This is a genomic window from Methylobacterium sp. GXS13 (assembly GCF_001455965.1).
Lineage (GTDB): Bacteria > Pseudomonadota > Alphaproteobacteria > Rhizobiales > Beijerinckiaceae > Methylobacterium.
Window position 1 is genome coordinate 105,346 of the sequence record NZ_LKKO01000058.1, and the last position, 23,114, is coordinate 128,459.

Below are 23,114 nucleotides of genomic sequence, written 5' to 3' on the forward strand. Positions count from 1 at the left end.
GCTGAAGAAGACATCATGAGCCAAGCCGCCGATCCGCACGCCTCCGATTTCCGCCACGACTGGAGCGTGGCCGAGATCCGCGCGATCCATGATCTGCCGCTGCTCGACCTGGTCTATCGGGCCGCCGGCGTGCATCGGGCGTACAACGATCCGAGCGACGTTCAGCGTGCGAGCCTGCTCTCGATCAAGACGGGCGCCTGCCCGGAGGATTGCGGTTATTGCTCGCAATCGGCCCACCACAAGGGCACCGGCCTGCCGCGCCAGCGCCTGATGCCGGTGGAGACGGTGCTGGCCGAAGCCGCCGCCGCCAAGGCCAACGGCGCGACCCGGTTCTGCATGGGTGCGGCTTGGCGCAGCCCGCGGGACGGGGCGGAGTTCGACTCCGTCCTCGACATGGTGCGGGGCGTGCGTGGCCTCGGCATGGAGGCCTGCGTCACCCTGGGCATGCTGACCGCCAGCCAGGCCGAGCGCCTGGCAGAGGCGGGGCTCACCGCCTACAACCACAATCTCGATACCGGGCCGGACTATTACGACAAGATCGTCTCGACCCGGACCTACGCGGATCGCCTGGACACCCTGGAGCGGGTGCGCGAAGCCGGGATCGGCGTCTGTTGCGGTGGGATCATCGGCCTCGGCGAGGGGGTGGGCGACCGTGTCGCGATGCTCCACGTGCTGGCCAACCACGCGCCGCATCCGGAGAGCGTGCCGATCAACGCGCTGGCCGCCGTTCCCGGAACCCCGCTGGGCGACACGGCCATGCCAGTCGATCCGTTCGACATGGTGCGGATGTGCGCCACCGCCCGCATCGTCATGCCCAAGGCCCGGGTGCGCCTGAGCGCCGGACGCAAGTCCCTGAGCCGGGAGGCGCAGGCCCTGTGCTTCCTCGCCGGGGCCAACTCGATCTTCTACGGCGAGCGCCTGCTCACCACCGCCAACAACGAAGAGGATTTCGACGCCGCCCTGCTTCAGGATCTCGGCATGCGAGTCGCCGAGCCGGTGCTCGCCGCGGCGGAGTAGCGCGTCAGGTCTCCGCCAGCACGATCCGGAACCGGGCCCCGCCTTCCCCCGGATCGAGGGTCAGGCTTCCGCCATTGATCTCGATGAGCTCGGCGGCGATCGGCAGGCCGAGCCCGGTGCCGCCGGACCGCGTCGAGCCCTGGAACGGCGAGAACAGGTTCTCCCGCGCCCGTGTCGGCAGGCCGGGGCCGTTGTCGGTCACCAGGATGGTCACCCGGCCGGGCTCGTCGCGGCGGGCGGCCCCGCGGACCTCGGCGTCCGGAACGGCAGCGCCATCGAGCGCCTGGACGGCGTTGCGGACCAAGTTGGCCAGCGCCCGGGCGAGCTGCTCCGGATCGGCCTGCACTTGGCACTCGGCGGCGCTCACGGTCACGCGCACGGGATGCGACGCGAGGGCGGCGAGATCCGGCAATTCGGCGAAGAGCGGCGCCAACGGCGTGGCGCTTAACTTCGGCGCGCGTTCGGAGACACGCCCGTACGCCAGACTCGCTTCGCAGAACCGGATCGCCCGGGCGATGGCCGCCACCAGCCGCGGTGCCACCCGCTGGACCATCGGGTCGGCGGTATCCTCCAGCCGGTCGCCCAGGAGTTGCGCGCCGGTCAGCAGGTTGCGCAGCTCGTGGCTGACCTTGCTCACCGCGAGTCCGAGCTCGGCGAGCCGCCGTTTCTGGCGAAGCTGGTCGGCGAGAATCCGTTGCATCCGCCCGAGGGCCAGCTCCGCCTGGCCGATCTCGTCGCGGCGGCGGGACGGCGCGATGATCCGGCCGGCATCCTCCGGATTCTCGGCAAAGGCGGTGATGCTGGTGGCAAGCCGCCGGACCGGGCGCACGATCAGCACCTGCAGCACCACGAAGACCAGTCCGGCCGCGGAGGCCGCGATGATCAGCGACGAGACCAGCAGCCGCAACGCGTAGTCGACCATGGCGGCGCGCAACGGCGCCTCGTCGAGCAGGATCTCGACCCGGTCGAAGCCGATGCCCCCCTCCCCGATCACCCGGATCGGGTCGCGGTCCGGCGCGACCAGGGTCCGCCAGGCACCCCGGATGGTCGACAGGGCGGAGACGTCGCGCAGGTCGACGGTGTCGGAGACCGTTTCGGGCACCGGCTCGATGGCGAGCAGCCGCTGGGCGCCGCCGCCGCGCACCGCGATCGCCCGGGCGTTGACCCCGGCGAGCAGCCGGCTTTCCAGCGCCTCCGAGACCGGCTCGCCGGTGCGACCGTCGAGGACCAGGGCGGCGACCTGCGCGGCCGCGACCCGGTCGGCCATCCACTCGATTCGATAATTGGCTACCGCCGGCACGTAGGTCAGCACCTCGGCCACCACCACGAAGGCGACGGTGACGAGGAACAGCCGCCCGGACAGGCCGAGCCGCGCCGGGCGCCGCTCGAACAGCTCGCGCACCCCAGCGGCCGCCGGGGCCGCGACCGCGTCGGATTCAACGGCCACGCCCATCACACTCCGGGCCGGCATCGCGAACGGAGATCGGCGGTGGCGCGGAAATCGTGGAAGCTCGAGCCGTGTGCGGCCTTCGCGCAGGACATGGTGGTGACGCCATCATCTCGAAGGCGGGAAGGCAGGTGCGTTCCCGTGCGCACTATACGAGCACGGGGGGGCCGGAGTTGCATGTATCCTGGAGCACCTGCGAAATCCGTCCCCAGCCGCGAATGCGGAGCGGACTGCCCTGCACCGTCATGGCGAGGCCGCGGAGATCCGAATCGCGCTTTACCGGGCCGCGTCCGTGATCGGCCTTCCTCGGGTCCCAGACCGTGACGCAGGCCTCTTCACAGGGACCGACCGGTCTTGGGCAAACGCGTGCGTTCGCTCAGGGCCGCTGAACACCGCACACAACGGCCGATCACCGGACGCCACCCTCTCCAAACGACGGGGCGGAAGGCGTTTTGCGTGAGGCTTTCAGTGGTGAGCCCAATGGCAACGCGGTCGGGAACGACTCTAGCGGCTCAGCGCGCCATGGTCTGCTCTTCCGACCAGCTTGAACTGTATGCCGGTCGGGGCGAAATCGATGCGACCTTCGCCATTGAAGTATGACGCCACGATCCGCTCGATCAGCTTCGAGCCGAACCCCCGTCGCTGCGGCGCGAGAACCGCGGGACCACCGCGCTCGATCCAGTCGAAAACGAACGCCTCATCGTCGCTGGTCCAGGCGACATCGATGGTGCCGTCCTCATTCGACAGGGCACCGTATTTCGCGGCGTTCGTCGCGAGCTCATGGATGGCGAGCGAAAGCCCGAGCGCCTGTTGCGAGGTCAGGAGCGTATCAGGACCGTCCAAACGAATGCGGCCGTCACGGGTCTGATGGGGTTCGATCGTGGCGGCGACCACCGCGCAGACGTTTGCCGCTTCGTGGTCCGCCTGGGTGAGAATATCTTGAGCCCGGGCCAAGGCCGCCAGACGCTGTGCGATCGCCTGACGCCCATCCTCCATCGTGGCCGATTGGCGGAGGGTCTGCGTCGCAATGGCCTGGACCATGGAGAGCAGGTTCTTCATCCGGTGCGCCATTTCCTGCACCAGATCCCGCCGGCGCGCCTCGGCGGCACGGGCCTCAGCCAGAAGGCGATCACGGGTCGCGATGGAGCGCCGCAGTTCCATCTGGGTCATCGCCTGGCGGGCCAGGAAGCGGAGCATGTCGATCTGCTGCTCGCTGAGATGGCGTGGCTTGGTATCGAGCACGCACATCGTTCCGATGGCCTCGCCATCGGGGGTTTTCAGCACGGCGCCGGCGTAAAAGCGCAGGCCCGGCGTCCCATGAATGAGCGGATTGCCGTCGAAGCGCGGATCCCGCTGGGCGTCGGGAATGACCAGGACGTCGTCTTCGAGGATCGCATGACCGCAGAAAGAGGTTTCGAGGGGCGTTTCGCGCACCCCGAGCCCGACTTCGGCCAGAAAGAACTGCCGGTGCGTATCGACGAGGTTCACGACAGCCATGGGCGTCCCGCAGATCCGCGAGGCCATGTGAGCAATGTCGTCGAAGTCCTGCTCACGCGGTGCATCGAGCAGCTCGTACGCATGGAGAGATGCGGACCGCCGGCTTTCCTCGACACACAGTGGGTCAATCGATGACGACAAGAGTGGCGGATATCCGTGTGGCCGTGGGAACGATGTCTTGACCCTATACCCGGCAGCCCGGCCTTCCGCAAAAGGTGAAACTCACGCGCCGACACATCTTCGACGGGTCACTCAGAACATCAAGGCGGCCGCGACAATCCAGGGATGATGATATCCGCCCGGATACAGCTGCAAGCTGGGAACGGGCGGGCGGGAAATCAAAACCGCGACAACGCAGTGCTTTGGTGGGCGCGCGATGCCGGCGCGGGGCGCCGCACGCTCCGACCGTAGCCCGATCAGGCTCGCCGTAGCCGCCGGCTCAGGAACACGCTCCCCAGCGCGAACACGGCGAGCATCGCCAGCCCCGCCACCATCTTGGGCGTGATCAGCGCTCGCAGGGTCAGGGCGTAGCCGCAGCCGACCACGCCCGAGGCCAGGCAGGCGGCCTTGGCGGTCTCGTGCGCGGCGACCACGTCGTCGATCCCCGCCCCGGTGGTCGCGTAGACCAGGGCCCCCGGCAGCAGACCCAGGAAGGTCGCCAGCACGAAGACCCGCATCTTCACCCCGCAGGCGGCGGGGGCGAGGTTGGTCATCCAGAACGGGAACAGCGGCAGCAACCGCATCACCACGATGTACCCGAAGGCGTCGCGCCGGAACCCCTCCGTGAACGCCGCGAGACGCGTCCCGCCCACTCGCCGCAGCAGATCGGCGCCGGGGCCTTTGCCGATGGCGAAAACGATCGCCGCCCCCGTGGTGGCGGCGCAGACCGCGGTCAGCGCCCCCGGGACGATCCCGAACAGGAAGCCGCAGATCATGGTCAGGATCAGCGTGGCCGGCACCGAGACGACAACGGAGGCGACGTAGACCAGGTAGGCCACCACAAGGGCACGCCCGTAGCCGGCTTCGACAAAGCCATGCAGCCAGGCCCGCGACGCGAGCAGCCGGTCGAGGCTCAGCAGCTGCGCGACCCCGGAGACCAATACCACCGCCGAGATGCCCAGGAGCAGCACCAGCGGCAGCCAGCGCAGCAGCCGCTTCCAGCGTCCCTCGGGGACGGACGCGCGCCCGGCCTCGCTCACCCGGGCTTGCGCATCCGCAGGATCTTGAAGAAACCGCCCGGGAAGGTCGGCTTCAGGCCCAACACCTCGACGCCGTTGCGCCGGGCCCAGGCCTCGATCCGGGTCGCCTTGAAGTCCGATGACCAGCCGATCTTGGTGCAGAGCGGCGCCACGACCTCCTCGACCCGGGCCAGGGGACCGTCGCTCTGGCCGAAATGGTTGGCGAGCACGATGCCGCCGCCGGGGCGGACCACCCGCAGGAACTCCGACATCGCGGCCTCGGGATCGGGCACCAGGGTGATCAGGAACTGCGCCACCACTGCGTCGAAGCTCGCATCGGCGTAGCCGAGGTGGCAGACATCCATCACCTGCAGGCCCTTCACATGGGCGAGGTTCCGGCGCTTCACCTTGGCGCGGGCGCGCTTGAGCATGTCCTCGGAGAGGTCGACTCCGCAAACGAAGCTCGCCTTGGGGTAATAGCCGAGCGCCAGCCCGGTGCCCCCGCCGGCCTCCAGGATCCGCGGGCCGTGCTCGGCCGCGGCCTCCACCGCGGCGCGGGCCGCCGGCTCGGTGAGCTTGTCGTAGACCACGTCATAGACGGGGGCCCAGCGGGCATAGGCCTTACGCATCAGGGCCGTGCTCGGCCCGGCCATCTGCGGCTCGCTCAGCATCGTTCAGATTATCCAGAGATTGAGATCAGGCCGCTTCGCGGGGCCGGGCCGACAACGCATCGACCCTGCGTATGGTGCCGCCGCCCAGCACCCGGGCGCGGGGGCCGTCGTCGCCGTAGATCGCACAGGCCTGGCCCGGCGATACGCCGTCCTCGGGCTCGGCCAGCACCACCTCGGCGGTACCGTCCGGCCCGATGGTGAGCGTCGCCGGACGCGGCGGCCGGGTCGAGCGGACCCGGACCGCCACGGGCAGGTCGCGGACCGACTCGGCCGGGCCCTCACCCAGCCAGTTGAGGTCCGAGAGGCGGATCCGCGTCGTCGCCAGGGCGGTGCGCGGTCCGACCACGACCCGGGCGGTATCCGGCTCCAGGCGCACGACGTAGAGCGGTTCGGAGCCCGCCACGCCGAGGCCCCGTCGCTGGCCGACCGTATAGTGGACGATGCCCTCGTGCCGGCCGAGGACGTGGCCGGCGAGGTCGACGATCTCGCCGGGCCGGGCCGCATCCGGGCGCAGGCGGGCGATCACATCACTGTAGCGACCCTGCGGCACGAAGCAGATGTCCTGGCTGTCCGGCTTCTCGGCGAGCGACAGGCCGAGATCCTTGGCGAGCGCCCGGGTCTCGATCTTGGACATCTCGCCCAGGGGAAAGCGCAGGAAGGCGAGCTGCTCGGCCGTCGTCGCGTAGAGGAAGTAGCTCTGGTCCCGGGCCGGATCGAGGGCGCGGTGCAGCGCCCGGCCGCCGCCCGACAGGGCGCGGCTCGCCACATAATGGCCGGTGGCCAGGGCGTCGGCGTCGAGATCCCGGGCGAGGCCGAGAAGATCGCGGAACTTCACCGTGCGATTGCACTCGACGCAGGGAATCGGCGTCTCGCCCGCGAGGTAGCTCTCGGCGAATTTCTCGATCACCGCGTCACGGAACCGGTCTTCGTAATCGAGGACGTAATGCGGGATGGCGAGATGCTCGGCGGCCGCCCGCGCGTCGTTGATGTCCTGCCCGGCGCAGCAGGCGCCCTTGCGATGGGTCGCGGCGCCGTGATCGTAGAGCTGGAGCGTCACGCCGACCACGTCGAAGCCCTGCCGCTTCAGAAGCCCCGCGACCACGGAGGAATCGACGCCGCCCGACATGGCGACGACGACGCGCGTCTCGTGGGCTGGCTTGGGAAGGTCGAGGGCGTTCATCACAGGGGTCCGCCGCCGCCGGCTGAAAGGCGTCACGGCTGCACGGTCCGTCTATAGCGGGACTCGGGTCGGCTTTCCAGGGCGGGGTTTGTCTGACCGGGGCGAGCCGGTTTGCGCGTGCTCGGTGCGGGGCGTGGGCCGCGCGGCCCGCAGCGGCATGGACGGCGGTTCGAAGGACGTCCGAATGAGGCAGAGCGGACGTGACGATCACAGCCGTATTCTGCACCGTCGCTCCCCTGGCACGACCCCCCTTCGGGGCCACCCTCCCCCGCAGCGGCCAGCGGATTCACGCATCGTCCTCGGAGAGGCACGCCGCGCGCTCCTCCCCCTTGCGGGGCGGGGAAACGCGTTGCGTTTCAAAAGCTTGTCAGAGAACGAAGCCGATATATGGATCTGCTCGCCCGCAGCGGCGGGAGGGCGTCGCGGGTATCCCTCCGGCCTGCCCTACCCGGCAAATGCTGCCGGGCGTGCGGCAGCTTCAGACCCGGGCACGCCCCTGCAATCGGCAGCGTCGCGGCAAAAACCGTTATCGATCAGCTGTTTATCCGACAGCACCAATGGCCTGACCCTTGCTCGATCCCATCCAGAGGAGCCCAGCATGGCGAGCGGTGCAGCGGATCGGTTGGATGTCACCGGGTGGATTCCATCCGGCCGCACGGCGTCGAACGCGCGATCGAGCTGGGATGCGGCGGGCGTTGCCGCCCGGGCCGGCGACTCGTCGCAGGATCGGTTCGGTGCGGCCCTGAGCGCGGCGCAGGTCCGCGATGACGCGGCGGCGAGCCGCGCCCGCGACGCGATTCAGCGTCACCAGGCCGACGCCGCCCGGACGGCCACGGAGCGCGCCCGGGATGCGGTCGATACCGCCAAAGCGCGCGCCGCCACCCGGCCGGAGCCCAGACCCAGCCATCTCCCGAAGCCGCCGGAGCCTCCCGCGCCGGCTCAAAAGACGGCGCCTGCCGATACGGGGCCGACCAAACCGACGGCTCGTGCCGACGCTCGGGCCCCGGCGACAGCCTCGGATCCCGTCCCCGCCGGAACGAGCCGGGATACGGATCCGAAAGCGCAGCCGGCCTCCGACACGGCCGCCACGCCCGCGCCGGAGACCCTACCCGACGCGCCAACGGCCACCAACGCCCAGACTGGCCCGGCGACAGCCGATCCCCCGGCGACCGAAGCCGCGCAGGCCGAGACGGCGCCGAGCGAGGTACCGCCACAGGCCCCCCCTCAGCCGGCGAGCCCGACCGTGCCGGGACCGGTTCAGGCGCTGCTGGCCGATCTGATCAAGGGCGCCCCCCTCCTGGCCGACGGTGCCGCGGCCGGTGGCGAGGCCGCGGAGGTCCCGGCGACCGGAGCGGTCGGCTCGGGCAGCGCCGGCACCGGGCTTGCGAGTTCGGCGACGGGGCCGTCGCAGGCGGCGGGCGCCCGGGCGGATGCAGCCCTTGCGAAAGCCGGCCCCAACGTGTCGGGGGCCAAAGCCCTCGCGGGGCAGACGGCGCAGCCGGCGGCGGGCCAGGGCGCCAGCCCGGTCGAGGCCGTGAAACCCGGTGCGGGCGAAGCTGCGGGAACGGAAGCGCCTTCGGGCGCGTCCGCCGGCCAGGACTTCTTGACCGCCTTGGCCGATGCCGGCCAGGGCGGCGGCCAGGGCACAGCCGCCGGCCTGCAGGCACCGCTCGCCACACCCGCCCTCCCCCAGGGCGGTCCGGATCTGTCCCCCCTCGCCCCGCAGGTGGCCGGGGCGACGACCGGGGCGACGCAGGCCGCCGCGCCGACCCCGACCCAGGCGCAGGCCCCGGTGGATCCGCCGGTGCCGATCGGCCAGGTGCCGATGACCATCGGGCTGCGCTCGCTCGCCGGATCGAGCGAGTTCCAGATCCGGCTCGATCCGGCCGAGCTCGGGCGGATCGACGTGAAGCTCGCGATCGACAAGGCCCGCGGTACCGTGACGACCCACCTCGTGGTCGAGCGGCCCGAGACGCTGGCCATGCTCCAGCGCGATGCCGGCCAGTTGCAGCAGGCCCTGTCCCAGGCCGGGCTCGATCCGTCCGCCGGCGGGCTCAACCTGTCTCTGCGCAGCGACGGCAACGCACAGGGCGGCGCTGGCGGCGGCCAGGGCGAGGCGCCCCGGGGCGGGCAGGCCGCCTGGGCGCAGGATCGGGCCGAGGCGACCCAGGAGACCGTCCCGACGCGTTGGCTGCGCGGCTACGGCGGCCTCGACATCCGGATCTAGCGCGATGCGCGACCACATCGAAACATCCCGCGTCCCGGCGTTTCGCCCCGACGCGCCACGGGAGCGAGCCGCATGACCTCCGGCATATCCAGCGTTACCAACACGTCATCCACAGCGTCGAGCGGCACCGCGACCGGCAACGCCAGCGAGATCGCCAGCAACTTCACGCAGTTCCTGACGCTGCTGACCACGCAGCTCAAGAACCAGAATCCGCTCGACCCAATGGACACGAACCAATTCACGCAGCAGCTGGTCCAGTTCGCGGGCGTCGAGCAGCAGCTCAAATCCAATGATCGCCTCGACAGCATCCTGACCGCCTCGAAATCGGCGAGCTCCGCCTCGGCCACGAGCTATATCGGCAAGAGCATCACGGCGGACGGCAGCTCGTCCCAGCTCTCCAACGGCTCGGCATCCTGGACGCTGACCCCGGCCCGGGCGGCCTCCAAGGCGGTGGTGACGATCCTCGATTCCAAGAACAACGTCGTGGCGACACAGAGCACGTCACTCACCGCCGGCAGTCAAACCTATTCCTGGAACGGCAAGACGTCGGCAGGACTGACCGCACCGGACGGCACCTACGCGATCAAGGTCTCGGCCTCCGACGCCACCGGGACGAACGTGGCCGTGGACACCCAGCTGAATGGGACGGTGGACTCGGTCGACCTCAGCGGCACGGCACCGGTCCTGATGATCGGCTCTCAGAAAGTTCCGCTCAGCAGCGTCCAAAGCATAGGGTTGTCCACAAGTGGCTCCTGACGAATCATATCCGAGTGATCCGCTTCAACATCTCTTAAGCGGACGCAAGTACCTTCAACGCTCGACAGGTCAGTCGAGTGTAGAGCGTATCATGACCGAACCCAGCCGCCCGAGAGTCAAATACGTGATCGGGCCAGACGGCAGTCCTCTGACCATCGCGGATCTTCCGCCGCCGAGCACCCGCCGTTGGGTGATCCGGCGCAAGGCAGAGGTCGTAGCCGCCGTGCGCGGTGGCCTCCTCAGTCTCGAGGAGGCGTGCAAGCGCTACACCTTGACCACCGAGGAATTCCTGAGCTGGCAGTTCTCCATCGACCAGCACGGCCTAGCCGGACTGCGGACGACCCGGATCCAGCACTACCGGCACTGAACCGGGATCGCGCTCCAGGCGGTCCGTGCCCCGCAAAGACCCTTTCCGAAGCCGCCTCCGAACCCCGGATGCGGCTTCGTTTCGTTCCGGGGGCCGGTTTAACGCCCGTACGGCCCCCGGCATTAACGCCTCGCTAACCAGGGGCTGGGCAATTTCTGCCGGGCGGGCCGTCGGGCGCCGCCAGCGTTAGAGTGCAGCGAACCATCCCGTGAAGCCGGTTCTCGATCTCGTCTCCAAGCTTGGACCGGCCCGGATCGCCGCCATGGCGGCGGTGACGCTGACCCTCATCGGCTTCTTCGCCTTCATTATCCTGCGGGTCTCGCGCCCCGACATGGGCGTGCTGTTCTCCGACCTGTCGATGCAGGATTCGGCCGCCGTGATCCGCGAGCTCGACAGCCGCGGCATCCGCTACGAATCGAGGGGCGATACCGGCCAGACCATCATGGCACCCCGGGCCGACCTCCCCCGCCTGCGCATGGACCTCGCCGGCAAGGGCCTGCCGGTCCAGGGCGGGGTCGGCTACGAGATCTTCGACAAGGGCGACGCGTTCTCGTCCACCAACTTCGTTCAGAACGTGAACCACCTGCGCGCCCTGGAGGGCGAGCTTGCCCGCTCGATCCGGGCGATCGGCCGGGTCCAGGCCGCCCGCGTCCACTTGGTCCTGCCGGAGCGGCGCCTGTTCGAGCGCGACCGCGAGAGCCCGAGCGCCGCCATCGTGCTGAAGCTGATGGGCGAGCTCGATGCCGGGCAGGTCCGGGCGATCCGCCATCTCGCGGCCTCCGCCGTGGAAGGCCTGAAGCCCGAGCGGGTCTCGATCGTCGACGAGCGCGGCCGGCTGCTGGCCGACGGCGCCAAGGATGCCGATTCCAACGCCGCCAGCGCCTTGGAGGACCGGCAGCTCGGGATGGAGCGGCGCCTGCGCGGCCAGATCGAGGATGTGGTGGCCGGCATCGTCGGCCCGGGCCGGGCGCGCGTTCAGGTCAATGCCGAGCTGGACCTCAACCGGATCGAGAGCCGCTCCGAGACCTTCGACCCGGAGAGCAAGGTCGTGCGGTCCGCCCAGACGCGCACCGAATCGGCCGTCACCGGTAATGCCGACGGCCAGGTCACGGTCGGCAACGAGCTGCCGGGCGCCAATGGCGGCGACAAGCCTCCGGCCCCGAAGGACGCCACCAACAAGAACGAAGAGACCACCAATTACGAGATCTCGAAGGTCACCAAGACCGAGATCGCCGAAGGTGGCCGGATCAAGCGCCTGTCGGTCGCCGTGGTGGTCGACGGCGTCTACGCCACCGCCCCCGACGGCAAGCAGACGTACAGCCCCCGGCCGCCGGCCGAGATCGAGCGGATCACCGCCCTGGTCCGCAGCGCGGTCGGCTTGGACAAGGCCCGCGGCGATCAGCTCGAGGTGGTGAACCTGCGTTTCGCCGAGGCACCGAGCGTGCCCCAGTTCAGCGAGCCGAGCCTGATCCAATCGCTGCTGGCGCCGACCAAGGAGGACGTGCTGCGCATGGCCGAGCTGTCCGTGCTGGCGCTGCTGACCCTGATCGTCCTCCTCACCGTGGTGCGCCCGCTGGTCCGGCAGGTGCTGGCCCCGGTGCCGGCCGCCCCCGCCCTGGCGGGGCCTGCGACCCTCGCCGAGGCAGCGGCCGCCGCCGCCGCGGGTGCCACGGTCACCATGATCGAGCGCGACAGCCCGACCTCCCGGCTGATGGAGTTCGCCAAGATCAACGGCCAGATCCAGGCCGATACCGTGCAGCGCGTCGTCGACATGGTCCGGGCCAGCCCGACCGAGACGGTCGAGGTGCTGCGCGGTTGGATCCAGGAAGAGTAGCGCGTCGAGGATCGGGAACGCACGATGGCGGCAGGTCTGGCAAATTCTCTGGCGGAAGCGGGCGGCGACGCCTTCGCGACCATGCCCGGCCCGCAGCGCGCGGCCGCGCTGCTGCTGATGCTCGGCGAGGCCGAGGGCGCCCCCATCTGGCAGATGCTCGAGGAGGACGAGGTCAAGAAGGTCAGCCACGCGATGGTCCAGCTCGGCACGCTGGAGGTCGCCACCGTCGAGAAGCTGATCATCGAGTTCGTCACGAAGCTCAGCAACAGCGGCGGCATCTCGTCGAACTTCGAGCGCACCGAGGCGCTGCTCCTGAAGATCTTCCCCAGCGATCAGGTCTCCCTGATCATGGCCGAGATCAAGGGCGCCTCGGGCAAGCGCGTCTGGGCTTCGATCGCCCAGGTCGATCCCGAGATCCTGGCCTCGTTCCTGCGCAACGAGTACCCGCAGACCGTGGCGGTGGTGCTGTCCCGGGTGCGGGCCGACTACGCCGCCAAGGTGCTTACCATCCTGCCCGAGGAATTCGCTATCGACGTCCTGAACCGGATGCTCCGCATGGAGACGGTGCAGAAGGAGGCCCTGCGCCACATCGAGGAGACCCTGCGGGTCGAGTTCGTCTCGACCATCGCCCAGACCCAGCGCCGCGACGCCCACGAGATGATGGCGGACGTGTTCAACGCCTTCGACCGCCAGACGGAGGGCCGCTTCCTGGCCGCCCTCGATCAGGCCAACCGCGGCTCCGCCAAGCGCATCCGCGAACTGATGTTCACCTTCGAGGACCTGCTGAAGCTCGATCCGGGCAGCGTCCAGACCCTGATGCGCTCGATCGACGGCGAGACCCTGTGTCGGGCGCTCAAGGGCGCCAACGAGCCGACCCGGGCCTTCTTCATGAGGCAGATGTCGACCCGCGCCGCCAAGAACCTCACGGACGAGATGGCCTCGCTGGGCCCGGTCCGCCTCAAGGAGGTCGATGAGGCGCAGACGAAAATGACCGAGATCGCCAAGGACCTCGCCGAGAAGGGCGAGATCATGATCGCCAAGAACAGCGCCGAGGAGGAGCTGGTCTATTGAACGCCTCGTCGCCCCGGACCGCGAAGCCGTTCCTCTTCGAGACGGACTTCCGCAGCCCGCGCCCGAGCGCGGCGGCCCGGGCCGCGGCCGAGGCGGCGGCCCGCGCGGAGATGGAGGCGCATGCCAGCGGCGTGCAGGAGGGCCTGATCCAAGCCGAGGCTCAGATCCAGGGCCGGCTCGCCACCGCCCTGAGCCACCTGGCCCAGGCCGCCACCGCGCTCCTCGCCCGGGCCGACGCCCATGATGCCGAGCGCGAGGCGCAGGCGGTCGAGGTTGCGGTCCTGATCGCCCGGAAGGTCGCCGGCGACGCCCTCGACGCCGCCCCGCTGGCCAGCATCGGCGAGGCCGCCCGCACGGCGCTCCAGCACCTGCGCGGCGTGCCGCATCTCGTGGTGCGCGTGCATGACGGCCTCGTCGAGGACGCCGAGGCGCTGGTGAAGAAGCTCGCTCGCGAGCGCGGCTACGAGGGCCGCCTCGTCGTGCTGGGCGACCCCGACATGCAGGCGGGCGATGCCCGCATCGAATGGGCCGACGGCGGCATCGTGCGGGAGCGCGCCCGCATCGAGGCCGCCGTCGCCGACGCCCTCGGCCTGCCCCCGACCGCCTAAGGAGCCCGGATGTCCGACGATTTCAGCCTGCCCCAGCTCGGCGACACCGATCCCGACTACGCCGCGGGCTCGATCCGCGACACGCCCACCACCCCGAAGACGGCCGCCGACCTGGAGCAGCTGTTCGACGTGCCCGTGATGGTCTCGGCGGTGCTCGGCTCCTCGCGGATGCCGATCGGCGACCTGCTCCGGCTCGCCCCCGGCGCGGTGCTCGAACTCGACCGGAAGGTCGGCGAGGCGATCGACGTGTTCGTCAACAACCGGCTCGTCGCCCGCGGCGAGGTCGTCCTCGTCGAGGACCGGCTCGGGGTGACGATGACCGAGATCGTCAAGGGCGAATGATTGTTTTGGGACTTTGCGCGGGAGACCGCCGCCTTGCGAGGCGGCTTGCACCTCACGCCACGACATTTGAGAGGGACGAACCATGCGGCTCCTGATGATCGGGCGGCTCAACGGCGAGCTGATCACCGCCTCCAAGATCGCGATGCGGCGCGGCGCCTCGGTGACGCAGGCGGACGCGATCCCGCAGGGCCTCAACGTCCTGCGCGCCAAGGGCGCCGACCTGATCATGATCGACGTGTCGCTGGCGGTGCGCGACCTCGTCGACGCCCTGGAGGCCGAGCGCATCCGCACCCCGGTCGTGGCCTGCGGCGTCTCGGCCGACGCCCAGACCGCGGTCGCGGCGATCCGGGCCGGAGCCAAGGAGTACATCCCGCTCCCGCCCGATCCCGAGCTGATCGCCGCAGTGCTGGAGGCGGTCGCCTCCGACCGCGCGGCCTTCGTCTGGCGTGACCCGTCGATGGAACGGGTGGTCAAGCTGGCCGAGCAGGTCGCCCCCTCCGAGGCTTCGGTGCTGATCACCGGCGAGAGCGGCACCGGCAAGGAGGTGCTGGCCCGCCATGTCCACCTCAAGTCGAACCGGGCCGGCAAGCCGTTCGTCTCGGTCAATTGCGCGGCGATCCCCGAGGCCCTGCTCGAATCCGAGCTGTTCGGACACGAGAAGGGCGCGTTCACCGGCGCGGTCGCCCGGCGAATCGGCCGGTTCGAAGAGGCCAATGGCGGCACCCTGCTGCTCGACGAGATATCCGAGATGGATGTGCGCCTGCAGTCGAAGCTGCTGCGCGCCCTGCAGGAGCGGGTGATCGACCGGGTCGGCGGCACCGCCCCGGTGCGGGTCGACATCCGCGTGCTCGCGACCTCGAACCGCAACCTGATGGAGGAGGTCCGCAAGGGCACGTTCCGCGAGGACCTGTTCTACCGGCTCAACGTCGTCTCGCTGAAGCTGCCGGCCCTGCGCGACCGGCCGGCCGACATCCTGGAGCTCGCCGCTCACTTCGCCCGGAAATACGCCGAGGTGAACGGCGTCCCGGCCCGCCCGCTCAGCGCCGAGGCGCGGGCGCTGGTGGTGAAGAATCCCTGGCGCGGCAACGTGCGCGAGCTCGAGAACACCCTGCACCGGGCGGTGCTGCTGGCCTCCGGCCCCGAGATCGGCCCCGACGCGATCCTGTCCCCGGACGGCGAGGCGATCGCCACGGCGGGTCCGGCCGGCCGTGCCGTCCAGGCCGCCGAAGCCGCTACCCGCGGCCTGGTCGGCCGGACCGTGGCGCAGGTCGAGTGCGACCTGATCCTCGACACCCTCGACCATTGCCTCGGCAACCGGACCCACGCGGCCAAGATCCTCGGCATCTCAATCCGCACGCTGCGCAACAAGCTCAACGAGTACGTCTCGGCCGGCCTCGACGTGGCCGAGCCCGGCGCCGTCCGGGCGAGCGCGGCCTACGGGTAGGGCAGGATATCAGGAGGGCTTGCAGCGGCTATCACCGTCATTGCGAGCGCAGCGAAGCAACCTAGAGAAACGCCACCTCCGGGGATCGCGCGCCGCCCTGGGTCGCTTCGCTGCGCTCGCGATGACGAAACCAGCAGAACGTTCCGAGCCGCGGCCCCGTCACCGCCCCTCGCGCGCGGCCTTATTGGCCTCATTCTGGGCCGCGAAGGCGGCGTCGAGCTTGCGCAGGGATTCGTAGCGGGCGACGTCGCCCTCGACGTCGCGGATCGTCTCTTCGACGAGGTGGCGCTGAAGCGCGACGCGCGGGTCGTCCGGGGGCAGCGCTTCGCGCTCCTGGAGGCGGAGCACGGCCTGCCGCACGACCGTGTAGACCGCCTCGCGCTCCGCCCGGTTCATCGAGGGCTGGATCGCCTTCGCGACGAGATCGGAGAAATCCGACATGGACCGTTAGACTTCGCTCATCGATCGGGGGAGGCCCGGGATGCCGGGCCGTCTCCCCTCTACAGACCGTACGCCGCGGGATCCAGACCCCGCGGTGCCGGCTCACATCCGCTGGTCGCGGATGCCGGCGATCAGGAGCGAGGACGAGCTCCAGAGCACGAAGAAGCAGAAGAACGCCACGATCAGGCTATGGCCCCGCTCGGGATAGAGGCTGTCTGTCGGCAGCACCGGCGGCACGAAGGTGGCCAGGAAGATGTGCTGCTTGCTCGCCGAGATCCGGGCCCGGTCCAGCAGCATGTTCGCCGATTCCTCGAGCTTCTCGGCGATGGTCCGCTCGACCAATAGGCCCTCGTACTGGAGCAGCGCCTCGGTCAGGTTGGTGCCGCCCCCCGCGGCCCGTCCGGCATTGGTCAGCTCGTCCTGCAGAACCTTCATCTGCTGGTCGATGGCCGCGACGTTGGAGGCCAGCGTCTGGATCGAGCGCGAGCGCTCATCCAGGTTCGAGCCGCGCAGGACCTGAAGATCGGTCTCGAGCTTGAGCTTCTCCTTGCGCAGAAGCGTGAGCGTGGTCAGCGTTCCCTCGGCGGTCTTGATCGGGTCGATCACGCCCCACTGGTTGCGAAAGCTCTGCAACGCGAGATGGGCCTTGCTCAGGCGCTCCTGCGCCACCGTCGCGTCCGCCTGCGCCTGCTTGACCATGTCGGCCTGGGCGCGCTTCGAGATGTCGTTGATCAGCGCCTCGGATCGGCTCACCACCTCGCGGGCGATGGTCAGCGCGTCCTGCGGAGTGAAGGCGCGCACCGACAGGCGGATCACGCCCGAGATCGAGTCGATATGCGCATCGACGTGCTTGCGCCAATACTTGGTGAGGTCCTCGATCGGGTCGCTCGGATCGAACCGGGCCCAGAAATCCGCCTCGGGCCGGGAGAACATCTTCGAGATGCCGATGCTCTTCTCAAGAGCCTCGACCAGCGTCTGGCTCTCGATGAAGTCGCGGACGATAAAGCTGTCCTGGCTGTTATGCTTCTGAATCAGGTTCGTGTACTGGCCGAGGGAAATGTTCTCCATCGGCTCGACGTTGCCGCGCACCGTGAACTGCGCCTCGGCAATGTACTGATTGGATGCGAAGACGAACAGGTACAGGCCGACCACCAGGGTCGGCAGCAGCACGAACAGGCCGACGCGGCGAATGACCCGCGCCCCGTAGCTCGACGTGTCCTCCCGGCGCCGGCCGAGGCCGGGCAGGCGGGTCCAGTCGAGGCGCTCCCGCGCCGCGGCCACCAGGGCCCGGGCGCCGCGCTTCTCCGGCACCGGACGGATCGTCTCCGCGCCGTGGCGCAGCTCGGTCATCGTCGATGGGGCGAACGTCACGAGCTCGCTTTCGCGCGTGTCGTCCTTGACGTCGTCGAAGCTCATCCGCTCACTGTTCCTGGGTCTGCGCCGGATCCGCCACCGCGAAACCGGCCGGAGGACGGCCCGTGCGCAGCGATCGGAATCCCGTTCTTTTCGGCCCTTTTTAAGGCACCGCCCCCCGGCGCCGCCGCACCGCGGCGACGGGCAACGTAGCCGGCCCCGGTATCGCGCCGTACAATCTCCCGATGATGACACGCCCCCCTGTCGCCCGCGAACCCGGAGACCGCCCCGCCGGCCGCCCGGCCCGGACGAAGTCTGCCAAGACCAAGCTCGCGGAGGTCGTGGTGGTGTGCTCCAAATGCGCCAAGCGCCAGGGCCTGCGCCCGCGCGCGGTGCGGGCGCTGCTGAAGGGGGCCGCCAAGCAGGCCGTCAAGGATGGCGCGCTCACCGGGCGGACCAAACTCTGCATCGTCGAGTCGGGCTGCCTCGGGCCGTGTCCGAAACGCGCGGTGGCGGTGGCCACGGGCGCGAGCCTGGCAGAGGGCCGCATCGTCCTGCTCAATCCCGATGCAGCGTCTCAGGACGCCCTCGCGGCCGTGCTCCGCCCCGTGCTGCCGCGGCGGCGCGCCCCCGAATTCGGCCCCAATACCCCCCTAGCGGCGGTGCCACCTGCCGAATCGCCGCCGGATGCTTGACTGGCGCAACCTGGAGCGCTCCCCCTTGCCCGCCATTCGGCGCACATCCCCCACGGTCCGGCCGTGAGCGGCGACCGCGCCTCCCCGATGCGGCGCATCGGCCTCGCCGTGCTGCGTCGGCTGCCCCTGATCGGCACCTTGATCGGCCTCGGCCTCGCGATCTGGCTCGTGGCGACCAACGATCTCTCCGCAGTGGCCGCGGCGTTCGGACGGATCGGATTCGTGGGCTTTGCCGGCGTCACGCTGGTCCGGGCGCTGGTCGTGGTGGTCTGCGGCCTCGCCTGGGCGCGCATCTTGGACGGCCTGTCGCCCGCCCCGGCCTCGGCCTGCCTGATTTTGCGCTTCGTGCGCGAGGGCATCAACGTGCTGCTGCCGGTGGCCTCGGTCGGCGGCGACGTGCTCGGCGCCCGGCTCCTGACCTTCTGGGGTGTGACCGGCACCCTGGCGGCGGCCTCCGTGCTGGCCGACATGCTGTTCCAGGTCGGCACGCTGGCGCTGTTTGCCGGGCTCGGCGCCGGTCTGCTGAGCCAGGTCGAGGGTCCGGCCGCCGCCGAGCTGGCGCATTGGACGCTGCGGACTCTCGCGGTGGCGGGACTCGCGGTGGCGGCCTTCTTCGCGCTTCAGCGTACAGGGATCGTGCGCGTGCTCGAAGATCGCGTCGCGGCTCTGGGCCGGCGATTCGTGCGCGAGACCGAAGCACGTCCCGAGCCGGCCCCACGGATCCAGGGGGCGCTCGACGCGGTCTGGGCGGCAGAGCGGCGCGGCCGTCTGGCCCAATCCTTCGCCCTCCATGCCCTGGCCTGGCTGCTCGGCGCCGCCGAGGTGGCGGTCGTGCTGACCTGCATCGGCGTCGACAACATCAGCCTGTCCGAGGTCCTGGTGATCGAGGCGCTCAGCCAGGCGATCAAGGCCGCGGCCTTCCTGGTTCCAAGCGGGCTCGGCGTCCAGGAAGGCGGCCTCGTCCTGGTCTGCGGCCTGTTCGGAATCGATGCCGGCACCGCGATCGCGCTCTCCCTCGCCCGCCGGATCCCCGATGTCGTGCTCGGGCTGCCGGCACTGCTGATCTGGCAGAATCTCGAGGCGCGACGCACGGGCGTGCGCCCGGCCACCCCCACCTGAGACCGCCTGTGACCGCGATGCCCGTGACCTCGAAGGCCGACGCTCCGACCGGCGGCGCGAAACCGCGTTCAGTCCCAAGAATCCGCGTCTCGATCCTCGCCGGGCTGGCCGGCGCTTCGCTGGCCGCCGGACCGGCCCTGGCCCAGAGCCTCAGCGTCGATCTCGGCGCGGGCGGCACCACCGAGCGGGCACTTCAGCTCGTTGCGCTGATCACCGTCCTGGCGGTGGCGCCCTCGGTCCTGGTGATGGCCACCGCCTTCACCCGGATCGTCGTCGTGCTGTCGATCCTGCGCTCGGCGCTGGGTACCCAGACGGCGCCGCCGACCGCTGTGATCGTCAGTCTCGCGCTGTTCCTCACCGCCTTCGTGATGGCCCCCACCGGGCGCGCCGCCTACAGCGCCGGGATCGAGCCTCTGGTGGCCGGGCGAATCACCCAGGCGCAGGCTTTCGAGCGGGCATCGGCGCCGTTCAAGACGTTCATGCTGAAGAACGTGCGCGAGAAGGACCTGAAGCTGTTCCTCGATCTCGCCAAGGTACCGGTGCCGAAGGGCCCAGAGGATGTCGGTCTGGAGATCGTGACCCCGGCCTTCATGATCTCGGAGCTGCGCCGCGCCTTCGAGATCGGGTTCCTGCTGTTCATCCCGTTCCTGATCATCGACCTTGTGGTCGCCTCGGTGCTGATGGCGGTGGGCATGATGATGGTGCCGCCCGCCACCGTCGCTCTGCCCTTCAAGCTCATCTTCTTCGTGCTGGTCGATGGCTGGACCCTGGTGGCCGGATCGCTGGTCCAGAGCTACGGCGGATAGAGCATCGCCGAAGTGCAGACTGGGCAAGGATCGCGGGGCGGGCCCCAAGTCGACGCGCTCAAAACATGCTCGAAAGCGCCCCCCGCCGAAGTGCCCAGAGATGCGTCGAAAGAATGCGCAGTGAGACGATGGCCTAGAGGCACCCGCCTAAGCCGATCAGACTGGTTACGCCCCTAGATTCACCAAGTTAAGTCTCTAGAGTCCTGAAGACGTTTTTAACTTGGATTTAGTAATCTCTCGCTAGCAGGGCGCATGTTTTTCATGCACGCTTTTGTTCGCGATCGGAAAGGGGCCGCAGCGGTCGAATTCACGCTCGTCTCGATACTGTCTATTCTTACATTTTTGCTGATCATGGCAGTCGGCACGATACTGTATATAAATCAATCTCTCGATTTTGCTACGACACGGGCGGCCCGGCAGATCCTCACCGGCGCGGCCCAGAGGAATGCCCTCGATCAAGCCGGATTCAAGGCTTCGCTGTGCAGCCACCTGCCGGCGGCCTTGAAATGCAGCAATCTCGTCGTCAACCTGTCCGTGGTTCCGACCGGAACGTCGCCCGGCGGTTACTACGCATACGTGAGATCCGACCTCAGCGGCCTAATCATCCCGCCGCTCACGCCGAGCACCGGCCAGTACAGGCTCGGCACCCGCGGGCAGTTTCAGTATCTGTTGGTGATCTATCCGATCACCTTCCTGCCCTCTGCCTACGCGTCGATGCTTGGCGGCGCCACGACCTTCAATGGCGCCCCGGCCTACCTGGCGATCTCGACCGCGGCGTTCCGCAATGAGCTGTTCTGATGGCAGACCGTTTGCCCTCGGCGACGCGCTTCCTCGGCGACACGCGCGCAGCCTCGGTGATCGAATTCGCCCTAATCCTGCCGGTGCTGCTGATCCTGATGCTCGGCGGGATCCAACTGGTCACGTACATCGACGCCAGCCGCAAGGTCGGGCTGATCGCCCAGTCGATCAGCCAGATGATCTCCCAGGCGATGCCCCCCTCGGGCTCCACCGTGGCGACCGTCACCGCTGCCGACCTGCATTTCAGCTACGATTCGACCCTGGTCCTGTTCCCGTACCTGCTGAAGGACGCGCCGCGACAGGGTTTGCAATGGTGGCAGGACATCGCCATCACCTACGCCGCCGTCGCGTTCACCCGGACGTCGTCGAATTGCACGGGCGGCGACTTGAGCGCCTGCTATACGGCCGCCGTCGCATGGACGAGTTCGGGGACCACCGGCGGCAATTATCGCCCCTGCAAAGTCCCGCAGCTTCCCGCGGCCGATACCACCCCGCCCAACCGGACGACGCTGCCGCGCTCGGTCTTCGGGCCGGGCTCGATCGTCGCGGTCGACGTGGTCTTCAATTTTCGGCCGACCTTCGGCGCGCGGTTCATCCCCGCCGTGCGGATCGCCCGCTCGATGTACGTGCAGCCGCGCTACGCCGCGCTGGTCAATTTCGATACGACCGGCAACGATGGGATCGCCGTGAAATGCCCGGGTTTCTGAACCGCGCACGCCGCCTCGTCGCCCGGGCGGCGCTCCTGTCTGGCGCGCGCTCCGGCAACGTGACGATCCTGTTCGCCTTGAGCCTGCTGCCCATGGTCGGCCTGCTCGGCTACGGGGTCGATTACGGCGTGGCGATCACCGACAAGGCGAAGCTCGACGCAGCCGCGGATGCCGCCGCCATCGCCGCGGTGGCGACCGCCAAGGCCTATATCGCCGCCAACCCGGGCGAGGCGAACGTCACCGCCAACGCCATCGCGGCCGGCATCGCCCAGGCGACCAACGCCTTCACGGTCAATGCCGGCACGGTGCCGTTCGCGCAGGTGCAGCTCCAAACACCGCAGCTGGTGCGGACCCGCCAAACGCTCAGGTCGACGGTCGTCTACAGCGCCACGGTGAAGAACAATTTCGGGCAGATCTTCCGGACGCCGACGACGACCTTCGCCAATACGGTCACGGCGTCCGCGGATCTGGCGAGCTATCTCGATTTCTACCTGCTCTTGGACGTGTCGGGCTCGATGGGCCTGCCCGCGACGACGGCCGGGATGACCCAGCTTGCCGCCAAGAACAACGACCTGAACTCCGACTACAAGCAGGGTTGCCAGTTCGCCTGCCACTACCCGAACAACAACGGCTGGACCCTGGCCGCCGGCAAGATCCAGCTGCGCTCGGATGCGTTGAACACGGCCGTCTGCTCGCTGATTCAACGGGCCGCCAACCCGACGGTGACGAGCCAGTACCGCGTCGGCCTGTATCCGTTCATCAACCAGATGGGCACGCTGGCCGACATCAACAGCAGTATCGCGACGCTGAACACCGCGGCCGACTGCGCCAACACCGCGCCCTATCCACTGGCCCTGACCAAGCTGCTCGACACCGGTACGACGCAGCTCTCGACGGGGGGCGATCCGAGCACCGGCACAGGCTCCGGCGGCACGCATTTCGAGGTCGTCCTGCCTCAAATGAAGAGCACCATCACCAATGCCGGTGGGTTCGGGGACGGTTCCGGCATCGGCGCACGCAAGCCGTTCGTCTTCCTGGTGACGGACGGGATGCAGAACGGGCAGCACTATTCCATCACCAAGAACGGCAAATATTATTATCCTGGCAATCCATCGAGCTTCCCGGGCTACGCCGCCGGCAATTTCGACGGGTCGACGCCGGCACAGATCGACCCGTCGCTCTGCACGGCCCTCAAGACGGCCGGGGCGACGATCTCGATCCTGTACATCCCCTACAACATCATCACCTTCACGGATTACGGCGGGACCGTCGCCGCCGAGAACAAGAAGGTGAACGCCTTCAGCCCAACCCTGGCGACCCCTCTGCAAAGCTGTGCCTCGCCGGGATATTTCTATACGGCCAATAGCCCGGACGACATCAAGAGTTCGCTCACCGCGATGTTCGATCAGGCGCTCCAGGTCGCGCGGCTGACGCAGTGACGGCCGATTTTTTCACGTCGCCCGCACCGTCATTGCGAGCGTAGCGAAGCAACAGCCATGGTCGGGGATCGCGCGCCGCACGGGATTGCTTCGCAGCGCTTGCAATGACGGCGTGGG

The 23,114-nt window shown here is 69.1% G+C and carries 22 protein-coding genes; 15 read left to right on the forward strand and 7 right to left on the reverse strand.

Features of this window, described 5'->3' with window-relative positions; translation table 11 throughout:
- Nucleotides 1-15 precede the first annotated feature (15 nt).
- A complete protein-coding gene (gene bioB, locus AO398_RS20330; RefSeq protein ID WP_058194004.1) occupies nt 16-1,017 on the forward strand; it encodes a biotin synthase BioB in 1,002 nt (333 codons plus the stop codon).
- Nucleotides 1,018-1,021: 4 nt separating this feature from the next.
- Here the strand turns inward: bioB and AO398_RS20335 are convergent, their stop codons facing one another.
- From AO398_RS20335 to mnmA, 5 genes are all read right to left on the reverse strand, one after another.
- A complete protein-coding gene (locus tag AO398_RS20335) occupies nt 1,022-2,488 on the reverse strand; it encodes a HAMP domain-containing sensor histidine kinase (RefSeq protein WP_058194005.1) in 1,467 nt (488 codons plus the stop codon).
- A gap of 480 nt (nt 2,489-2,968) precedes the next feature.
- Nucleotides 2,969-4,102: an HWE histidine kinase domain-containing protein gene (locus AO398_RS20340; RefSeq protein WP_082643370.1), complete on the reverse strand. Its 1,134-nt coding sequence runs from the start codon at nt 4,100-4,102 to the stop codon at nt 2,969-2,971.
- Nucleotides 4,103-4,377: 275 nt separating this feature from the next.
- A complete protein-coding gene (locus tag AO398_RS20345) occupies nt 4,378-5,160 on the reverse strand; it encodes a VTT domain-containing protein (RefSeq protein WP_058194007.1) in 783 nt (260 codons plus the stop codon).
- Nucleotides 5,157-5,810, reverse strand: coding sequence for a class I SAM-dependent methyltransferase (locus AO398_RS20350; protein ID WP_058194008.1), 654 nt, complete (start codon nt 5,808-5,810; stop codon nt 5,157-5,159). The genes AO398_RS20345 and AO398_RS20350 overlap by 4 nt, the downstream gene beginning before the upstream one ends.
- Before the next feature lie 25 nt (nt 5,811-5,835).
- Nucleotides 5,836-6,990: a tRNA 2-thiouridine(34) synthase MnmA gene (mnmA, locus tag AO398_RS20355; protein ID WP_058194009.1), complete on the reverse strand. Its 1,155-nt coding sequence runs from the start codon at nt 6,988-6,990 to the stop codon at nt 5,836-5,838.
- Nucleotides 6,991-7,588: 598 nt separating this feature from the next.
- Here mnmA and AO398_RS20360 point away from each other — a divergent pair.
- The 8 genes from AO398_RS20360 to AO398_RS20395 all read left to right on the forward strand — a co-directional run bounded on the left by AO398_RS20360 (nt 7,589) and on the right by AO398_RS20395 (nt 15,639).
- A complete protein-coding gene (locus tag AO398_RS20360; protein WP_058194010.1) occupies nt 7,589-9,217 on the forward strand; it encodes a flagellar hook-length control protein FliK in 1,629 nt (542 codons plus the stop codon).
- Nucleotides 9,218-9,289: 72 nt separating this feature from the next.
- Entirely contained in the window at nt 9,290-9,973 is a 684-nt protein-coding gene (locus AO398_RS20365; RefSeq protein WP_058194011.1) for a flagellar hook capping FlgD N-terminal domain-containing protein, read from the forward strand.
- 91 nt (nt 9,974-10,064) lie between these two features.
- Entirely contained in the window at nt 10,065-10,340 is a 276-nt protein-coding gene (locus AO398_RS20370) for a DUF1153 domain-containing protein (RefSeq protein ID WP_007569077.1), read from the forward strand.
- A 208-nt stretch (nt 10,341-10,548) separates the two neighbouring features.
- The gene (gene fliF / locus AO398_RS20375) at nt 10,549-12,174 is read left to right on the forward strand and encodes a flagellar basal-body MS-ring/collar protein FliF (protein ID WP_058194012.1); all 1,626 of its coding nucleotides are present in this window, start codon (nt 10,549-10,551) and stop codon (nt 12,172-12,174) included.
- 24 nt (nt 12,175-12,198) lie between these two features.
- A complete protein-coding gene (locus AO398_RS20380) occupies nt 12,199-13,245 on the forward strand; it encodes a flagellar motor switch protein FliG (protein ID WP_058194013.1) in 1,047 nt (348 codons plus the stop codon).
- Complete coding sequence (locus AO398_RS20385; RefSeq protein WP_058194014.1) at nt 13,242-13,853, forward strand: FliH/SctL family protein; 612 nt, start codon at nt 13,242-13,244, stop codon at nt 13,851-13,853. The genes AO398_RS20380 and AO398_RS20385 overlap by 4 nt, the downstream gene beginning before the upstream one ends.
- Before the next feature lie 9 nt (nt 13,854-13,862).
- On the forward strand, nt 13,863-14,195 hold the full coding sequence (gene fliN, locus AO398_RS20390; protein WP_058194015.1) for a flagellar motor switch protein FliN: 333 nt from the start codon (nt 13,863-13,865) through the stop codon (nt 14,193-14,195).
- A gap of 82 nt (nt 14,196-14,277) precedes the next feature.
- Nucleotides 14,278-15,639: a sigma-54 dependent transcriptional regulator gene (locus AO398_RS20395; RefSeq protein WP_058194016.1), complete on the forward strand. Its 1,362-nt coding sequence runs from the start codon at nt 14,278-14,280 to the stop codon at nt 15,637-15,639.
- Nucleotides 15,640-15,798: 159 nt separating this feature from the next.
- Here the strand turns inward: AO398_RS20395 and AO398_RS20400 are convergent, their stop codons facing one another.
- On the reverse strand, nt 15,799-16,080 hold the full coding sequence (locus AO398_RS20400; RefSeq protein ID WP_058194017.1) for a hypothetical protein: 282 nt from the start codon (nt 16,078-16,080) through the stop codon (nt 15,799-15,801).
- A gap of 102 nt (nt 16,081-16,182) precedes the next feature.
- The gene (locus AO398_RS20405; protein WP_058194018.1) at nt 16,183-17,496 is read right to left on the reverse strand and encodes a hypothetical protein; all 1,314 of its coding nucleotides are present in this window, start codon (nt 17,494-17,496) and stop codon (nt 16,183-16,185) included.
- Between the two features lie 185 nt (nt 17,497-17,681).
- Here AO398_RS20405 and AO398_RS20410 point away from each other — a divergent pair, with 185 nt between their 5' ends.
- The 6 genes from AO398_RS20410 (at nt 17,682) to AO398_RS20435 (ending at nt 22,997) form a co-directional block, all read left to right on the forward strand.
- On the forward strand, nt 17,682-18,128 hold the full coding sequence (locus tag AO398_RS20410) for a hypothetical protein (protein WP_244498833.1): 447 nt from the start codon (nt 17,682-17,684) through the stop codon (nt 18,126-18,128).
- Between the two features lie 63 nt (nt 18,129-18,191).
- Nucleotides 18,192-19,247: a flippase-like domain-containing protein gene (locus tag AO398_RS20415; RefSeq protein ID WP_058194020.1), complete on the forward strand. Its 1,056-nt coding sequence runs from the start codon at nt 18,192-18,194 to the stop codon at nt 19,245-19,247.
- Between the two features lie 17 nt (nt 19,248-19,264).
- Nucleotides 19,265-20,053 carry a flagellar type III secretion system pore protein FliP gene (gene fliP, locus AO398_RS20420; RefSeq protein ID WP_058194112.1) on the forward strand — a complete coding sequence of 263 codons (789 nt, stop codon included), beginning with the start codon at nt 19,265-19,267 and terminating at the stop codon, nt 20,051-20,053.
- A 252-nt stretch (nt 20,054-20,305) separates the two neighbouring features.
- Nucleotides 20,306-20,851 (forward strand): TadE/TadG family type IV pilus assembly protein, encoded by a 546-nt coding sequence (locus AO398_RS20425; protein WP_058194021.1) that lies wholly within the window; start codon nt 20,306-20,308, stop codon nt 20,849-20,851.
- Nucleotides 20,851-21,558, forward strand: coding sequence for a TadE/TadG family type IV pilus assembly protein (locus AO398_RS20430; RefSeq protein ID WP_058194022.1), 708 nt, complete (start codon nt 20,851-20,853; stop codon nt 21,556-21,558). Before AO398_RS20425 ends, AO398_RS20430 begins: the two co-directional genes overlap by 1 nt.
- Complete coding sequence (locus tag AO398_RS20435) at nt 21,543-22,997, forward strand: pilus assembly protein TadG-related protein (RefSeq protein ID WP_058194023.1); 1,455 nt, start codon at nt 21,543-21,545, stop codon at nt 22,995-22,997. The genes AO398_RS20430 and AO398_RS20435 overlap by 16 nt, the downstream gene beginning before the upstream one ends.
- The last annotated feature ends 117 nt before the right edge of the window (nt 22,998-23,114 follow it).

Bases quoted from the DNA above. Each gene is read 5' to 3' on its own strand.
- bioB (WP_058194004.1), top strand. From the start codon at position 16: ATGAGCCAAGCCGCCGATCCGCACGCCTCCGATTTCCGCCACGACTGG.
- AO398_RS20360 (WP_058194010.1), top strand. From the start codon at position 7,589: ATGGCGAGCGGTGCAGCGGATCGGTTGGATGTCACCGGGTGGATTCCA.
- AO398_RS20405 (WP_058194018.1), bottom strand. From the start codon at position 17,496: ATGAGCTTCGACGACGTCAAGGACGACACGCGCGAAAGCGAGCTCGTG.
- AO398_RS20365 (WP_058194011.1), top strand. From the start codon at position 9,290: ATGACCTCCGGCATATCCAGCGTTACCAACACGTCATCCACAGCGTCG.
- AO398_RS20430 (WP_058194022.1), top strand. From the start codon at position 20,851: ATGGCAGACCGTTTGCCCTCGGCGACGCGCTTCCTCGGCGACACGCGC.
- AO398_RS20410 (WP_244498833.1), top strand. From the start codon at position 17,682: ATGACACGCCCCCCTGTCGCCCGCGAACCCGGAGACCGCCCCGCCGGC.
- AO398_RS20350 (WP_058194008.1), bottom strand. From the start codon at position 5,810: ATGCTGAGCGAGCCGCAGATGGCCGGGCCGAGCACGGCCCTGATGCGT.
- fliN (WP_058194015.1), top strand. From the start codon at position 13,863: ATGTCCGACGATTTCAGCCTGCCCCAGCTCGGCGACACCGATCCCGAC.
- AO398_RS20435 (WP_058194023.1), top strand. From the start codon at position 21,543: ATGCCCGGGTTTCTGAACCGCGCACGCCGCCTCGTCGCCCGGGCGGCG.
- AO398_RS20335 (WP_058194005.1), bottom strand. From the start codon at position 2,488: ATGCCGGCCCGGAGTGTGATGGGCGTGGCCGTTGAATCCGACGCGGTC.
- AO398_RS20370 (WP_007569077.1), top strand. From the start codon at position 10,065: ATGACCGAACCCAGCCGCCCGAGAGTCAAATACGTGATCGGGCCAGAC.
- AO398_RS20380 (WP_058194013.1), top strand. From the start codon at position 12,199: ATGGCGGCAGGTCTGGCAAATTCTCTGGCGGAAGCGGGCGGCGACGCC.
- AO398_RS20395 (WP_058194016.1), top strand. From the start codon at position 14,278: ATGCGGCTCCTGATGATCGGGCGGCTCAACGGCGAGCTGATCACCGCC.
- mnmA (WP_058194009.1), bottom strand. From the start codon at position 6,990: ATGAACGCCCTCGACCTTCCCAAGCCAGCCCACGAGACGCGCGTCGTC.
- AO398_RS20400 (WP_058194017.1), bottom strand. From the start codon at position 16,080: ATGTCGGATTTCTCCGATCTCGTCGCGAAGGCGATCCAGCCCTCGATG.
- AO398_RS20425 (WP_058194021.1), top strand. From the start codon at position 20,306: ATGTTTTTCATGCACGCTTTTGTTCGCGATCGGAAAGGGGCCGCAGCG.
- fliP (WP_058194112.1), top strand. From the start codon at position 19,265: ATGCCCGTGACCTCGAAGGCCGACGCTCCGACCGGCGGCGCGAAACCG.